Origin of the sequence: Micromonospora sp. NPDC047465 (assembly GCF_040643125.1) — a bacterium.
GTDB lineage: Bacteria > Actinomycetota > Actinomycetes > Mycobacteriales > Micromonosporaceae > Micromonospora.
In genome coordinates this window covers 1-13727 of the sequence record NZ_JBEYTP010000006.1, presented here as the reverse complement: position 1 = coordinate 13727, position 13727 = coordinate 1, and the positions used below count along the sequence as shown (strand labels likewise).

14 protein-coding genes are annotated in these 13727 nt (G+C 76.1%); 6 read left to right on the top strand and 8 right to left on the bottom strand.

Annotated features, from left to right (window positions below):
* Positions 1–37 precede the first annotated feature (37 nt).
* From ABZ793_RS08235 to ABZ793_RS08225, 3 genes are all read right to left on the bottom strand, one after another.
* Positions 38–1603, bottom strand: a complete 1566-nt coding sequence (locus ABZ793_RS08235) for an aldehyde dehydrogenase family protein (RefSeq protein WP_357453790.1) — start codon at positions 1601–1603, stop codon at positions 38–40.
* A gap of 430 nt (positions 1604–2033) precedes the next feature.
* A complete protein-coding gene (locus ABZ793_RS08230; RefSeq protein ID WP_357453787.1) occupies positions 2034–2819 on the bottom strand; it encodes an LPXTG cell wall anchor domain-containing protein in 786 nt (261 codons plus the stop codon).
* Between the two features lie 385 nt (positions 2820–3204).
* Positions 3205–4164, bottom strand: coding sequence for a hypothetical protein (locus tag ABZ793_RS08225; protein WP_357453784.1), 960 nt, complete (start codon positions 4162–4164; stop codon positions 3205–3207).
* Positions 4165–4290: 126 nt separating this feature from the next.
* On the opposite strand from ABZ793_RS08225, the gene ABZ793_RS08220 reads away from it, so the two are divergent.
* On the top strand, positions 4291–4815 hold the full coding sequence (locus ABZ793_RS08220) for a DUF488 domain-containing protein (protein WP_357453781.1): 525 nt from the start codon (positions 4291–4293) through the stop codon (positions 4813–4815).
* A gap of 66 nt (positions 4816–4881) precedes the next feature.
* The gene (locus ABZ793_RS08215; RefSeq protein WP_357453778.1) at positions 4882–5178 is read left to right on the top strand and encodes a hypothetical protein; all 297 of its coding nucleotides are present in this window, start codon (positions 4882–4884) and stop codon (positions 5176–5178) included.
* Here the strand turns inward: ABZ793_RS08215 and ABZ793_RS08210 are convergent.
* The 3 genes from ABZ793_RS08210 to bioB are packed head-to-tail and all read right to left on the bottom strand — an operon-like array spanning position 5168 to position 6910.
* The gene (locus ABZ793_RS08210; protein ID WP_350711675.1) at positions 5168–5674 is read right to left on the bottom strand and encodes a GNAT family protein; all 507 of its coding nucleotides are present in this window, start codon (positions 5672–5674) and stop codon (positions 5168–5170) included. The genes ABZ793_RS08215 and ABZ793_RS08210 overlap by 11 nt on opposite strands.
* Positions 5675–5679: 5 nt before the next feature.
* Entirely contained in the window at positions 5680–5907 is a 228-nt protein-coding gene (locus tag ABZ793_RS08205; protein ID WP_357453775.1) for a hypothetical protein, read from the bottom strand.
* 7 nt (positions 5908–5914) lie between these two features.
* Positions 5915–6910 (bottom strand): biotin synthase BioB, encoded by a 996-nt coding sequence (bioB, locus tag ABZ793_RS08200; protein WP_350711677.1) that lies wholly within the window; start codon positions 6908–6910, stop codon positions 5915–5917.
* Positions 6911–7065: 155 nt separating this feature from the next.
* Between bioB and ABZ793_RS08195 the strand changes: the two genes are divergently transcribed.
* The 4 genes from ABZ793_RS08195 (at position 7066) to ABZ793_RS08180 (ending at position 11484) form a co-directional block, all read left to right on the top strand.
* Complete coding sequence (locus ABZ793_RS08195) at positions 7066–8202, top strand: 8-amino-7-oxononanoate synthase (RefSeq protein ID WP_357453772.1); 1137 nt, start codon at positions 7066–7068, stop codon at positions 8200–8202.
* Between the two features lie 259 nt (positions 8203–8461).
* Complete coding sequence (gene bioD / locus ABZ793_RS08190) at positions 8462–9166, top strand: dethiobiotin synthase (RefSeq protein WP_357454259.1); 705 nt, start codon at positions 8462–8464, stop codon at positions 9164–9166.
* 54 nt (positions 9167–9220) lie between these two features.
* Entirely contained in the window at positions 9221–10807 is a 1587-nt protein-coding gene (locus ABZ793_RS08185; protein ID WP_357453769.1) for a histidine kinase, read from the top strand.
* Positions 10807–11484 (top strand): response regulator transcription factor, encoded by a 678-nt coding sequence (locus ABZ793_RS08180; RefSeq protein WP_357453766.1) that lies wholly within the window; start codon positions 10807–10809, stop codon positions 11482–11484. Before ABZ793_RS08185 ends, ABZ793_RS08180 begins: the two co-directional genes overlap by 1 nt.
* 96 nt (positions 11485–11580) lie before the next feature.
* Here the strand turns inward: ABZ793_RS08180 and ABZ793_RS08175 are convergent, their stop codons facing one another.
* Together ABZ793_RS08175 and ABZ793_RS08170 are read right to left on the bottom strand one after the other, a co-directional pair.
* The gene (locus ABZ793_RS08175; RefSeq protein WP_357453763.1) at positions 11581–12744 is read right to left on the bottom strand and encodes a cytochrome P450; all 1164 of its coding nucleotides are present in this window, start codon (positions 12742–12744) and stop codon (positions 11581–11583) included.
* A gap of 9 nt (positions 12745–12753) precedes the next feature.
* Entirely contained in the window at positions 12754–13422 is a 669-nt protein-coding gene (locus ABZ793_RS08170) for a 50S ribosomal protein L11 methyltransferase (protein ID WP_350684270.1), read from the bottom strand.
* Positions 13423–13727: the final 305 nt, after the last annotated feature.

The following is a 13727-nucleotide window of genomic DNA, read 5'->3' as shown; positions in this document are numbered from 1 at the left end:
CCCTGCCAGGCGTCGACAGGGGGCCCTTCCCTACACCTCAGGTCGTCGGGTAGCTGCTGTAGTCGGGGAAGTTGCCGTAGAGGCGGCCGTCGCCGCCCTGGGTGACCGCCTGCACCAGCAGGTCGCCGCCCACGAAGGCGCCCTTCCAGGACGCGCCCCGGCCGCCGAACGGCTCCTCCCGGTCGCCCCGGGAACGCGGCTTGTTGATGCCCACCTTGAACGCCTGGAGGTCCACCGCCAGCTTCCCGGCCAGCTCCTCGTCGTCGCAGGCCAGCGAGGCGACCAGCGCGCCGTTGGAGGCGTTCATCGCGGCCAGCAGCTCGTCGGTGGTGTCCACCACCACGATGGTGTCGACCGGGCCGAACGGCTCGGCGTGCATCAGCCGGGACCGGCCGGGCGGGGCCAGCAGCACCGACGGCGCCACGTACGCGGACGTGTCCTGCCCGTCCAGGAACGGCGCGCCGGCGAGCTTGCCCCGGTGCAGCGGCACCGCGCCGCCGCGTACCGCCTCGTCGACCTTGCGGCGCAGCTCGTCGGCCTTGGCGGCGCTGATCAGCGGGCCGAAGTCCAGCTCGGGCAGCGGGTCCCCGGCGGTCCAGTCGTCGCCGACGGCGAGCGGGTGTCCGAACCGGACCGAGCGCACCACCGGCAGGTACATGTCGAGGAACTCGTCGACGAGGTCCCGCTGGACCACGAAGCGCGGGTACGCGGTGCACCGCTGCTTGCCGTACTCGAAGCCCTTCTTGAGGTGCCCGGCGAGCAGGTCCCACTGCGAGAAGTCCCAGATGCCCCAGGCGTTGAGGCCCTCCTGCTCGATGAAGTGCCGCTTGTCGGAGTCGAGCAGCGCGGCGGCCACCTTGCCGCCGTTGGAGCGGCCACCGACGAACGCCACCGCGCCGACCTCCGGGGCCCGGACGAGCACCTCGGAGAGTTCCTCGCCGCCGCCGGAGACCAGCGTGGCGGGCAGCCCGGCCCGGCGCATCAGGGCGTGCGCGACGGTGAGGCAGACCGCGCCGCCCTGCGACGGGGTCTTGGCGATCACCGCGTTGCCGGCGAGCAACTGCACCAGCTCCGCGTGCACGAGCACGCTCATCGGGTAGTTCCACGACGCGATGTTGCTGACCGGTCCGGGCAGCGGCTCCCGGCCGTCGGCGAGCATCCGGTCGATCTCGCCGACGTACCAGCGGACGCCGTCCAGCGCCCGGTCCACGTCGGCGCAGGCCAGCCGCCACGGCTTGCCGATCTCCCAGACCAGCAGCAGGGCGAGCAGGTCGCGGTGGGCGGTGAGGGCGTCCAGCGCGTCGGTGACCCGGGCCTTGCGCTCGGCGAGCGGGGTGTCGGCCCAGGCGCGGTGCGCGGCGGCGGCGTGCGCGACCGCGGCGCGGGCGGTCTCCGCGTCGAGGCGGGGCAGGTTGACCAGCACGGTGTTGTCGACCGGGGTGCGGACCGGGCTGGGCGTGCCCACCGCGTGCCAGTCGCCGCGCACGAGGTTGTGCAGCGTGGTGACGCCGTCGACCGGGGCGCCGAACGCCTCCGGTGCGGCGGCGACCGCGCGGGCGAGGGTGTCGGACCAGGCGGTGCCGTCGGCAAGTCGTAGAGCCATCGCGATCTCCTCAGGGTGTGGCCGGGGGAGCGGCGGCGTCGATGGCACCGCTGGTGTCGCGTACTGTCGCGCGCCGGAAAGCGGCGCGGCAACCGTACGTTCGTATGCCGGAACGCCCGGCCCGCGCCCGGCCGGCCGTGGCGCGACCTCCCGTCCGCCGACCACGTCCCTGAGCAGGGCGTACGCGGACAAGGAATCCATAAACGTAGATGATGTGATGAACGTCCGGGCGGCGCCCACCGGGCCTGCCGTCAGTGCTCGTCGGAGCCGGCCGGCGCCAGGCCGGGCGCGAGCGGTTCCGGCGGCTCGACGCGCCGGCCGTCGAGCCGGAAGTGGCGCCGGCCGACGGGCGCAACGGCGGCTGGCCGGACCGAAACGGCGACCGGCCGCCGGACGAGGTGTCCGGCGGCCGGTCGGGTGCTGGGTGGGATCAGCTGGTGAAGGTGATGTTGTCGCGCCGGCGGCGCAGCATCAGCAGCGCGCCGCCGCCGATCAGGACGAGGCCGCCCAGCGCGATGCTGGTCGTCGCCACGCCGGTCAGCGGCAGGCCGCCCTCGTTCTCGTCGTCGTTGCCGCCACCGCTGCCGCCGGTGCTCTCCGACGGCGTGACGGAGCCCGACGGGGAGACCGACTCCGACGGCGAGACGGACCCGCTCGGGGAGGTGGACTCCGACGGGGACACCGACGTCGAGGGCGACACCGAGGTGGACGGCGACGGGGAGGTCGGCACCGACGGGCTGGGGGACGGCGACTGCGTCGGGGCGGTGCCGGCGCAGGTGTGGCTCAGGTTGAACCGGTCGGCCTCGCCGCTGATCGTGGCGGTGCCGTCGACCAGGGTCCATCCGGCCGGCGTGAACACGTAGGCGTGGATGACCCGGCCGCCAGCGGAGTAGAAGTAGTCGGGGTAGGCATCGGAGGCGTCCGGCACCTTCACGGTCACCGGGCCGGTGCCGTTGTCGAAGGTCAGGGTGATGCTCTCGAAGCTCCCGGACTTCCCGCCGCCGGGAAGCACGAAGTGCCACCCGTCCTGGCCGGCCGCGAGGTCGTCGAAGCGCTCGTCGTCGCACTCCTGCTGGAAGGCGGCCGCCGTCGAGCCCTGGTGGGCCGGGTGGAGCGGGGCCGTGCTGCTGGCCCAGGCGGGGGTGGCGAGCGCGAGACAGGCCGTGGTGGCGACGGTGGAAACGGCAGCGCGCACCACGCGCCGACGGTGTGCCATGAGGACTCCTCTGGAGTTGATCGAGGGGACAGCACATGATCGCACAACGCGTGACGGTCGTGGACATCGGTCGATCGGCCTGAGCAGCGGCGACGTGGCAAGATAGAGCGGCTCGGCGTTCGAATTCCTCACTCTTCGCAGGCGTGTCGACGTAACGCGATCGGCCCCGCCGACGCTCCCTCCCGGCGCCCGCACCGGGACCGGTACCTCCTGGCCGCCCGTCACGGCACCCACACCACCCCGAGCCCCGGCCCGCCGAGGCTCTCACACGACCCCACACCGCCCCGGACCCGAGCCCGCCGGCACCCCGCCGTCCCCTGACGCTCGCCGGTTCACGCGGATCTTGGACAGTACCCGTTCGCGAAGTGCGGGAACTGTCCAAGATTTACTTCGTGGGTCGCCAGCCGGCGGCGACGAGGGCACGGCGGACGGACTCGGCGACCTCGTCGGGGCGGGCGCGGACCAGCCACGCCGGGAAGCGGAGAATGCGGTCCCCGGAGGTCCAGACGTGGTTCTGGCGCTTCATGTCGGCTGCCCAGTGCCGGACGTCCATGTGGTGCGCCCCGTCGATCTCCACGTGCAGCCCCCACTCCCGCCAGTACGCGTCGAGCCACCGGGTGCGCCCGGAGGCGTCGGCGCGCCGCTGCTGGAGACCGGGCGCGGGCAGGCCGTGGCGGCGGCAGAGCCGGACGAAGTCGAGCTCCGAGAGCGCCTCCGCGCCGCCGGAGATGTCGGCCACGGTCTGCCGGATCAAAGCCCGCCGACGGGCTCGGGGCAGCGCCTCCACCACGGCCGACAATTCCTCCGGCGTGACCCGTCGCTGCTGACGGCCCGCCGCCAGCGTCGCCTGCGCCTGATCGACCGTACGGGCCCAGCCGGCCGCGTCCACCAGTGCCCGGGCGGTGCAGGTACGCGGCGGACGGGCGCGCTGGAGATGCGCCGCCGGCAGCACCGACGTGCGGTGCACGACGACCGCCGGCATGTCGATCGGCAGCCGGCCCAGCACGGTGCGGCCCGCCCGCCGGTGCGCCGGCACGAGCACGTGCAGAGGATCAGGCCGCAGCCCGCGTACGCCCGCCTCGGCGGCAGCCGTCGCGCCGGCCAGCACGGCCCCGGGACCCGTGGCGAGCACGGCCACCCACAACTGCTGGTCCCGGGTCAGCCGGCCGTTGCCGGTGAGCAGGACGCCCCGGCAGATCGAGCGCCAGCGCCCGGAGCGGACGTGTCCGCGTACGGTGCCCTCGGTCAGCAGCCGGGTCGCCTGGGCGGTGGTGACGACGCCGGCCTGGTCGAACGCCAGCCAGTCGAGCGCGTCGGCCTCGTCGGCGGGAAGGATGGGCCACATCCGTCCCACCATCGCCGCCCGTCCGGCCCCGCGCCGCCGGATCCCCGACCGCCCGGCCCGCGGATCTTGGACAGCTTCCGTTTCCCGAGGACGGTAACTGTCCAGGATTCGGGGCATCCCCTCCACGTGGAACTGCTGACGGTGGGGCACGGGGCGGCGGACCGGACCCGGCTGGGCGAACTGCTCGCCGGCGCCGGGATCGCCCTCGTCGTGGACGTGCGGCGGTTCCCCGCGAGCCGCACCAACCCCGACGTCCGGAGGGAGGAGTTGGCGCGCTGGCTACCGGCGGCCGGGATCGACTACCGCTGGGAGCAGCGCCTCGGCGGGCGGCGGCACACCCCGGCCGGCGCTGCCGAGCCGGACAGCTGGTGGACCGTCGCCGCCTTCCGGGCGTACGCGGCGTACACCCGTACCGCCGACTTCCGGGCGGCGCTGGACGCGGTGCTCGCCGACGCGGCGGCCCGGACCACGGCGGTGATGTGCAGCGAGAGCGTCTGGTGGCGCTGCCACCGGCGGCTGATCGCCGACGTGGCCGCGCTGGGGCGCGGCGTGCCGGCGGTCCACCTGATGCCCGACGGCCGGCTCGCCCCGCACCGGCCCGCCGCCGGCGCCCGCCGGATCGACGGCGGCGACCTCGTCTGGGACGGCTGAGAAAATGTCCCACCGGACCCACCCTTCGGGGCGTCGCCGGGCGTGGTCCCGGTCGGGAGGTGGGGTGTGGACCCTGAGGAGTCGTTCCGCGCGTACGTGTCGGGGCGCATCGCGGCGCTGTCCCGCGCGGCGCACCATGTACAGCGCGTCCAGGTGCTGCTCGACCCGCCCGACGGCGTGCGGGCGATGGACGTGGCGCGCCACCTGATGGAGGCAGGCCGGTTCGGTGCCACGGCCCCCGACCCGCGTCCGTTCCCGGCCCGGCCGCTCGTCCTGCTGCCGGCCGTGCCGGTGCTGCTGGTGGTCGGCGGGGTCGCCGGGGCGGTGCGGTGGTGGCGCCGGCGCCGGGCGGTCAGTCGGTGAGCTCGTCGGCGAGCAGGTCCATCAGCAGCCCGTCGTGCCAGCGGCCGTCCTCGCCGCGCTCGTAGCGGCGCAGCACGCCCACGGGACGGAAGCCGACCCTGGCGTAGCTGCGCACGGCCGGGGTGTTCGCCGCCGCCGGGTCGATGGTGAACCGGTGGTGCCCGTGCGCCTCGACCAGGTGCCGGACCAGGGTGCGGATCGCGTCCGGCCCGAGCCCCCGGCCGTGCACCGACGGGTCGAGGAAGACGTCCAGGCTGGCGTGCCGGTAGTCGGGGTCGTCCTCGGCGTACCACTGGATGGCGCCGACCACCCGGCCGTCGTGCTCGATCGCGTACACCGACAGGTCATCGTCGGCCAGGTCGGCCCGCACGGCCGCGGCGAGGTCGTCGCCGCCGCGCCACCAGCGCCGGACCTGCGGGGTGGCGCGGATCGCGGCGAGCGCCGGCACGTCGGCCGCGGTGGCCGGACGCAGCGTGACCGCCTTGCCCCGCAGCATTCCCCTCAGCCCCGGATCTCGCCGTGCTCGACGCAGACCGCCGCCCAGCCGACCGGCAGCACCTGCACCTTCATCCGGCGGCGGCAGCGCGCGCAGTACCGCGGTGGCTCCAGCTCGCGCGCCGCCAGGCAGGCCGCGTGGGCACCGGCGTCGGCCGGCTCGCCGCACCGGTCGCACCACGGGTCGGCGGTCACCCCGCCGCCCGCCGCCGGCACCGCGTCGCTCGTCGTCACCGGGCGCTCACAGCGTCGCGGAGAGCGCCTTGACCGGCATCTTCAGGTCGTCGAGCAGCTCGAGATCCGCGGTCGCCGGCCGGCCCAGGGTGGTCAGGTAGTTGCCGACGATCACCGCGTTGATGCCGCCCAGCAGGCCGTCGCGCGTGCCCAGGTCACCGAGGGTGATCTCGCGGCCGCCCGCGTACCGCAGGATGGTGCGCGGCATCGCGAGCCGGAAGGCGGCGATGGCGCGCAGCGCGTCCTTGCCCTCCACCACCGGCCGGTCGCCGAGCGGGGTGCCGGGCCGGGGGTTGAGGAAGTTCAGCGGGACCTCGTGCGGGTCCAGCTCGGCGAGCTGCGCGGCGAACTCGGCCCGCTGCTCCACCGTCTCGCCGAGGCCGAGGATGCCGCCGCAGCAGACCTCCATGCCGGACTCGCGGACCATCCGCAGCGTCTCCCAGCGCTCCTCCCAGGAGTGCGTGGTGACCACGTTCGGGAAGTAGGAGCGGCAGGTCTCCAGGTTGTGGTTGTAGCGGTGCACGCCCATGTCGACCAGCTCGTCGACCTGCTCCTGGCTGAGCATGCCCAGGGACGCGGCCACCTGGATGTCGACCTCGGCCTTGATCGCGGCGACGCCCTCGCGCATCTGCTTCATCAGCCGGGCGTCCGGGCCGCGCACGGCGGCCACGATGCAGAACTCCGTCGCCCCGGTCGCGGCCGTCTGCCTGGCCGCCTCGACCAGCGACGGGATGTCCAGCCAGACCGAGCGCACCGGCGAGGTGAACAGGCCGGACTGCGAGCAGAAGTGGCAGTCCTCCGGGCAGCCGCCGGTCTTCAGCGAGACGATCCCCTCGACCTCCACCTCGGGGCCGCACCAGCGCATCCGCACCTCGTGGGCGAGCTGGAGCGCGGCGGGCAGGTGCTCGTCGGGCAGGTTCAGCACGGCGAGGACGCCGGCCTCGTCGAGACCGACGCCGTTCTCCAGCACCTGGGTTCGGGCCTGGTCGAGGATCTCTGGCATGGCTCGTACCCTACAAGGCCGCCCGGCCGGGAGAAACGGCCAGCGTGCCGGGCCGGCGGCGCCGGGGTGGACGCGCCGGGCCAGGTCCGGCGGGTGGTAATTTCGCCCGGCGGAAGCAGCCGACGACGAGCGGCCCGGGCGGCGTGGGGGTGACGGTGGCGGACTGGCTGGCGGCGCTCGACCGCCGCGCCGAGCTGCGCGCGAAGGCGGGGCTGACCCGCACGCTGCTGCCCCGGGCCGCCGGCGACGCCGTGGTCGACCTGGCCGGCAACGACTACCTCGGCCTGGCCACCCACCCCGAGGTCACCGCCGCGGCGGCGCGGGCGCTGTCCGCGTACGGGCTGGGGGCCACCGGGTCGCGGCTGGTGCGTGGCTCCACCGACGCCCACCACGCGCTCGAGGACGCCCTCGCCGACTGGCTCGGCACCGACCGGGCGCTGGTCTTCTCGTCCGGCTACCTGGCCAACCTCGGGGCGGTCCGGGCGCTCGTGCGACCGCGTACGCTCCTGGTCTCCGACGCCCACAACCACGCGTCGCTGATCGACGGCTGCCGGATCTCCGGCGCGGAGACCGTGGTGACGCCGCACGCCGACGTGGCGGCGGTGGCCGCCGCGCTCGCCGCCGCGCCGGGCCGGCCGGCGGTGGTCGTCACCGAGTCGGTCTTCTCCGTCGACGGCGACCTCGCCCCGCTGGCCCGACTGCACGCCGTCGCCCGGGAGCACGGCGCGATACTGCTCGTCGACGACGCGCACGCCCTCGGGGTGACCGGCCCGGCGGGCGCCGGGGGCGTCGCCGCCGCCGGTCTCGCCGGCCAGCCCGACGTGGTGGTCACCGCGACCCTGTCCAAGGCGCTCGGCGGCGCGGGCGGCCTGGTCGCCGGGCCGGCCGCGCTCGTCCGGCACGTGGTCGAGACCGGGCGGACGTTCATCTTCGACACCGCGCTGCCCCCGGCGGTCGCCGCCGGCGTCCACGCCGCCGTCGGGCTGGCCCGCGCCGGCGACGACCTCCGCGCCGAGCTGGCCGAGCGGGCCGCCCTCGCGGTACGCCGGCTGACCGCCGCCGGCCTGGCCGTCTCCGACCCCGACGGCGCGGTCGTCTCGGTCACCGCGCCGGGGCCCGAGGCGGCGACCGCGTGGGCGGCCGACTGCCGCGACCGCGGGGTGGCCGTCGGCTGCTTCCGCCCCCCGTCCACCCCGGACAGCCGGTCCCGGCTGCGCCTCACCATCAGCGCGGGGGTGCCCCGGCGGGACTTCGAGCGGGCCCTGGAGGTCATCGTGGAGTGTGCACCGTGAGCGCGAGGAGTGAGCCGGTGTTGCGAGCCCCGCAGTCGCGAACTGAGGTGGCACTCGTGAGCGCGAGGAGTGAGCCGGTGTTGCGAGCCCCGCAGTCGCGAACTGAGGTGGCACTCGTGAGCGCGAGGAGTGAGCCGGTGTTGCGAGCCCCGCAGTCGCGAACTGAGGTGGCACTCGTGAGCGCGAGGAGTGAGCCGGTGTTGCGAGTCCCGCAGTCGCGAACTGAGGTGGCACAGTGACCAAGCCGTGGCGGGGGCCGGTGCTGGTGACCGGCACCGACACCGAGGTCGGCAAGACCGTGGTGACCGCCGCGATCGCGGCCGCGGCGCAGGCCGCCGGCCTGCGCGTCGCGGTGGTCAAGCCCGGCCAGACGGGTACGGCCACCGGCGAGCCCGGCGACGTCGACTCCGTCACCCGGCTGGCCGCCCCGCTGACCGGCCGCACCCTGGCCAGCTTCCCGGACCCGCTCGCCCCGTTGGCCGCGGCCCGGGTCGCCGAGCTGGAGCCGCTGGAGCTCTACACCGCCGTCGACGCAATCCGCGAGGAGGCCGAGAAGCACGACCTGGTGCTGGTGGAGGGCGCCGGCGGGCTGCTCGTACCGATGGGGCTGCGGCCGTCGGGCGAGCCCTGGACGGTGGCCGACCTGGCGGTCTCGCTGGGATCCCCGGCCGTGGTGGTGGCCCGGGCCGGGCTGGGCACCCTGAACCACACGGCGCTCACCCTGGAGGCACTGGAACGCCGGGCGGTGCCGGCCGGCGTGGTGATCGGCGCGTGGCCGGCCGACCCGGAGCTGGTGCACTGGGCCAACCTCACCGAGCTGGTGCCGCACCTGCTGGGCGCTCTGCCGGCGGGTGCCGGCGCGATGGACCCGGGGGTGTTCCGGCGGTCCGCGCCCGGCTGGCTCACCCCGGCGCTCTACGGGGTGCTCGACGACTGGCGTGCCTGGGCCGAGGAGATCAGCTGAGCACCTGACTTTCGTCGGTGCCCGCCCGGGTCGGGCGTGGGTAGCCTGGCCGCCGTGGAGAGCTGGTGGGCCGCGCTCGCGGGCGGTGGACGGGCGGCCCGGGCGGGCGTCCGGCGGTGGACCGGTGACCTGCTCCTGTGGCTGGTGACCGCCGCCCCGATCGCGTACGCGGGCGTCACGCCGCCGCACTCCGGGCGGGCCGTCGCCGTGACGGCCGGCGCGCTGCTGCTGCTCACCGCGGCGGTCGCGGTGAGCCGGCGGTGGCCGGTGGCCGCCCTGGTCGCGGCGGTGCTCGGCTCGTTGCTGGACGGCAACTTCCTCTTCGCGATCCCGGTGTTCAGCTACCTGGCCGGCCGCCGCAGCGCCACCGCCGTGCCGGCTGCTCTCGCCTTCGCCGCGATCGCAGCCGGCGGCACCGCGCTCAACCTGGGGCTGCTCGGCACCGGCGCGGCCACCTGGTTCCTGCTCGCCTCGGTGCTGCTCTTCGCCGGGGTGTTCCCGTGGCTCGTCGGCCGGTACCGGCGCCAGCAGGCCGCCCTGGCCGACGCCAGCCGGCGGCACGCCGAGGCCCGGGACCGCGAGCAGCGGGGCGCCGCGGAGCGGATCCGGCTGCGGGAACGGGCCCGCATCGCCCAGGAGATGCACGACTCGCTCGGGCACGACCTGAGCCTGATCGCCCTGCGCGCGGCCACCCTGGAGGTCACCGACGACCTCGCCCCGGCGCACCGGGCCGCCGCCGGCGAACTGCGAGCCAGCGTCGCGGCCGCCACCGAACGGCTGCACGGGATCATCGGGGTGCTCCGGGACGAGGGCGGAACGGCCACCACCCGGCCGGCCGACGAGACCGTCGCGGACCTGGTCGACGGGGCCCGGGAGGCCGGCATGGCGGTCGACGTGGACCCGCCGGGCGGGCTGCCGGACCTGCCGGGGGCCACCGCGCGCACCCTGCACCGGGTTGTCCGGGAGGCGCTCACCAACGCCGCCCGGTACGCGCCCGGCGCGGCGGTCACCGTCGCCCTGGCCCACGACGGAGACCGGGTCGAGGTGTCGGTCGTCAACGCGCCGCCGCCAGCCGGACCGCTGCCCGGCCCGCCGTCCAGCGGCTCCGGCCTGCTCGCCCTCGCCGAGCGGGTCCGCCTCGCCGGCGGTGCCCTGACGGCCGGCCCCCTGGACGGTGGCGGCTTCGCCGTCCGCGCCCGGCTGCCGCTGGGCGGCGTTTCCGGCGCCGACGCCGTCCTCCCGCCCGGCGACGCCTCAGGCCCCGCCGGCGGCCCAGACCCTGCCGGCGGCCCTCGGCCGGCCGAGGCCGAGCGGCGGCTGCGCGCCGCCCGCCGGCGGGTCCGGCGTAGCCTGCTGACGGCGCTCGGCGCCCCGGTGGGCCTCGCCCTCGTCCTGTCGCTGGTCTACTACCCGGTCGCCACCGCCGGTACGGTGCTTCACGCGGAGGCCTTCGCGCGGATGCCCCTCGGCGCGGAGCGCGCCGCGCTGACCGGGCTGCCCCGGCGCCAGCTCGACCCGCCCGCCGAGCCGGCGGGGCCCGGCTGCGAGTACTACACCGACGGGAACTTCCCCCTGGCCGAGCCGACCTGGCGGCTCTGCTTCGCCGACGGCCGGCTGGTCAGCAAGGAGCGGATCGAGTGATGAACGCCGACACGGGTGGCCCGGTGCGGGTCGTTCTCGCCGACGACGAGGCGATGATCCGGGCCGGTGTCCGGGCCATCCTGGCCACCGATCCGGGGATCGAGGTGATCGGCGAGGCTGCCGACGGCCGGGCCGCCGTGGACCTCGTCCGGGCGCACCGGCCCCGGGTGGCGCTGCTGGACATCCGGATGCCGAGGCTGGACGGGCTCAGCGCGGCCGCCGAGATCCGTCGCCTCGTGCCGGAGACGGCGACGGTCATGCTGACCACCTTCGGCGAGGACGACCACGTGGCCCGGGCGCTCGGGCACGGGGCCAGCGGGTTCCTGCTCAAGGCCGGCGACCCGCGCGAGCTGATCGCCGGGGTGCACGCCGTCGCCGACGGCGGCGCGTACCTGTCGCCGCGGGTGGCCCGCCGGGTGATCGAGCTGGGCGGGGACCGGGTGGCCCGCCGGCCGGTGGCGCGGGACCGGCTCGCCGGGCTGACCGAGCGGGAGCGGGAGGTGCTCGCACTGGTCGGGGCGGGACTGTCCAACGCCGAGATCGCCCGCCGGCTGTACCTGGTCGAGGGGACCGTGAAGAGCTACCTGACCAGCATCTTCACCCGCCTGGAGGTGCGCAACCGGGTGCAGGCGGCGATCCTCGCGTACGAGGCGGGGCTGGTCGAGCCCGGCGGCTGACCCGCCCGGGCCCGCACGCGCCCAGGGTGGCGCCACCGGGCGCGGCACCTCCCGGTCGCCACCCGGCACCCGACCACCCGCCGCCACCCCGGCGGCTCAGCCGCGTCGGACGACGAAGGCGTCGGGCATCCGGAACGTGAGGTTGTCGGGGCACCACGGCTCGCGGACGACGGCGACCCCGTCCAGCAGTGGCGCCGTCTCGCCGACCACCACCGCCGCCTCCATCCGGGCGAGCTGGTCGCCGACGCAGCGGTGCGCGCCTGCCCCGAAGGCCAGGTGCCGGCGGGATCCGCGCTGTCCGGGCCGGAACTCGTCGGGCGCTTCCACGGTGGCCGGGTCCCGGCCGGCGCGGGCCAACCACAGCACGATGCTGGTGCCCGCCGGCACCGCCGCCCCGCCCAGCGTGGCGTCCACGGCGGCCACCCGTCGCCAGGTGACGATCGGCGGCTCCAGCCGGAGCCCCTCCTCGACCACGTCGGCGACCGCGACGGTGCCGGCCCGCAGGCCGGCCAGCACGGCCGGCTCGCCGGCCAGCCGGTGCAGCAGCAGGGTGAGGAACTGCGACGTGGTCTCCTGGCCGGCGACGAGCAGGAAGAACAGCGCGCCGACCACCACGTCGGGCGGGTGCCCGGCGGCCCGCAACGACCCCGCGAGCCCGCCCCCGGTCTCGGCGAACTCCCGCAGCACCCGGTGGAACCGGCCCACCTCGGCCGCGAGCGCCGCCTGGCGGTCGGCGTCCAGCGGCGCCCAGAACAGCTCCAGCGCCGCGCGGGCGAACTCCTTCACGGCCCCGACCGGCGCGTCGGGCAGCTCGACCAGCCGGGCCAGCACCAGCAGCGGCAGGTCGGCGGCGAGTTCGGCGTAGAGGTCGACCGGTGCGCCCGCGTCCAGGGCGGCGTCGATCGTGGTGAGGCGTTCCCGGACCAGTCCGGTCAGCCAGGGTCGCTGCGCGGCGACCCGGGTCGGGTGCAGGGCCTCGGCGACGATCGCCCGGATCTGCGGGTGGCTGGCGCCGCCGTTGTTCGCCAGGGTCGGCGGCAGCCGGAACCGGTGCCCGGCCAGCACCCGCAGGGCGGCCACCGGGATCGGGGTCACCGCGTCCAGCGCGTTGTCGGGCCGGTACGTGACCGGGTCGGTCAGCACCTCCCGCACCAGCGCGTGCCGGGTCACCACCAGGTGTTCGACACCCGCGTGGTCGGCCACCCGGGCCACGTCCGGCCAGTGCGCGTCGGTGGTCTGCGCCCAGCTCCGGAACAGCACGTCGACACGCTATCGGGCGGCTCCCGGCAGCCCGGCCCGCAACTGCCACACCGTGGTGCGCTTCACCCGTACGCTCTCCAGCGTCTCGGGCACCGGCACGTCGTACGCGGCCAGCTCGTCGAAGCGGTCGCGGGGCAGGAACGCCCGGCCGGGATCGCCGACCAGCACGTCCGCCCCGGCGCGGGCGGCCCGGAGCAGGAAACGCAGCACCCGGTTGGCCATCGCCTCGCTGTAGAACACGTCCCCGGCGAACACCACCTCGGCCCCGCCGGCGTCGCCGTCGAGGATGTCGCCGAGCTCCGCGTCGACGCGTACCCCGTTGGCCTCGGCGTTGACCGCCACGGCCGCGACGGCCAGCTCGTCGATCTCCACGGCGCGGACGGCGGCGGCGCCGGCCCGTGCGGCGGCGATGGCGACCAGGCCGGAGCCGGCGGCGAGGTCGAGCACCCGACGGCCGGCGACCAGCTCGGGATGGTCGCTGACGTACCTGGCGAGCGCCTGCCCGCCGGCCCAGGCGAAGGCCCAGAACGGCGGCGGCTGCGCGCTGCGGAACTCGCCCTCGGTCAGCTCCCACAGCCCGATGGCGTCGTCGGCCTGGTGCAGCCGCACCTCGGGGACGAAGGCGACCGGGGCGAGGCGGGCGTGCAGCCGGACGAAGGCGGTGGAGAGGTCGGACACGCCGCCGATTGTCTCCCGCCGCCCCGCCCCGGCGTGCCGCGGGGCGGCGGTGACCGGTTCACCACGGTCGGTGAAATCCGCTCCCGCGCTTGGCGATCTGGTGCGGACACTCCCGTCTGCCGGCCGGCCCGCGGTGCTTCCGTCGGGGGCGGGCGGGGGGGCGGCCCGGCCCCCCGGGCCGGGCCGTGGGGAACGCCAGGGACAACGCCGAGACCCCCAGCCGGAGCGCCCGGGGGGGGGGGGGGCCCGCGGGGGACTGGCGCAGCACGGACAACACGGAACCCAAAGGGACACCGCGGTGGAGG

Bases quoted from the DNA above. Each gene is read 5' to 3' on its own strand.
- ABZ793_RS08230 (WP_357453787.1), bottom strand. From the start codon at position 2,819: ATGGCACACCGTCGGCGCGTGGTGCGCGCTGCCGTTTCCACCGTCGCC.
- ABZ793_RS08225 (WP_357453784.1), bottom strand. From the start codon at position 4,164: ATGTGGCCCATCCTTCCCGCCGACGAGGCCGACGCGCTCGACTGGCTG.
- ABZ793_RS08210 (WP_350711675.1), bottom strand. From the start codon at position 5,674: ATGCTGCGGGGCAAGGCGGTCACGCTGCGTCCGGCCACCGCGGCCGAC.
- ABZ793_RS08235 (WP_357453790.1), bottom strand. From the start codon at position 1,603: ATGGCTCTACGACTTGCCGACGGCACCGCCTGGTCCGACACCCTCGCC.
- bioB (WP_350711677.1), bottom strand. From the start codon at position 6,910: ATGCCAGAGATCCTCGACCAGGCCCGAACCCAGGTGCTGGAGAACGGC.
- ABZ793_RS08180 (WP_357453766.1), top strand. From the start codon at position 10,807: ATGAACGCCGACACGGGTGGCCCGGTGCGGGTCGTTCTCGCCGACGAC.